This is a genomic window from Acinetobacter sp. AKBS16 (genome assembly GCF_002899995.1).
In the GTDB taxonomy this organism is placed as follows: Bacteria; Pseudomonadota; Gammaproteobacteria; order Pseudomonadales; family Moraxellaceae; genus Acinetobacter; species Acinetobacter baumannii.
The window spans coordinates 5,417-6,058 of record NZ_POYH01000066.1 but is presented as its reverse complement, the minus strand read 5'-3'; the positions used below and the strand labels follow the sequence as shown (position 1 = coordinate 6,058).

At 43.3% G+C, this 642-nt stretch carries 2 pseudogenes; both read right to left on the bottom strand.

Annotated elements, in window-relative coordinates:
- Positions 1 to 206, bottom strand: a pseudogene (locus C1642_RS11880) (DNA transfer protein p32); the annotation flags it as partial.
- Between the two features lie 213 nt (positions 207 to 419).
- Positions 420 to 642: pseudogene (locus tag C1642_RS11875) on the bottom strand (DNA transfer protein p32); the annotation flags it as partial.

Below are 642 nucleotides of genomic sequence, written 5' to 3'. Positions count from 1 at the left end.
TGAGTATTAGAACCCACACCTGCACCTACCGCAGCACCTAAGCCTGCACCGATACCACCACCAACATGGTTACCAAGACCACCGCCCAATGCACCACCTGCTGCTGCTGCACCAATACGCTGGTCAGACGGACTCATATTTTGACAGCCGGTGAACATAACTGTTGATAATATGACAGTAGATATTAAACCAATTTTTTTATTCATGACCGTACTCACTCCTTTGGGCTTTAATCAAAGCATAGTCTTCTTTTATGGGGAATTTGATCAGTTTGTGTTATTGCACTGTCGTAATTAATAGATATTTTGTAAAGCCAATTTATGCGCAGTGATGAGTTAAATTTTCATCTTTTAAAAGCAGATAAAAAAGAAGCTCTTAATGAAATAAGAGCTTCTTTTTTAATATAGTTAGAGGTAGTTTTAGTACTTACCTTTTTTCTCTTCATAGGCTGCACCAGCACTACCACCGAGTGCTCCACCTGCAGCAGCACCAGCGTCACCACCAATCACTGCACCACCTAAGATTGCCCCAACACCTGCACCAATGGCACTATTACGTACTGTTTTACTGCTAGAGCCTTTAGCATTCGCGGCAACACCAGCACCAAGCGCTGCTCCTAAACCGGCACCAATATTACCGCCT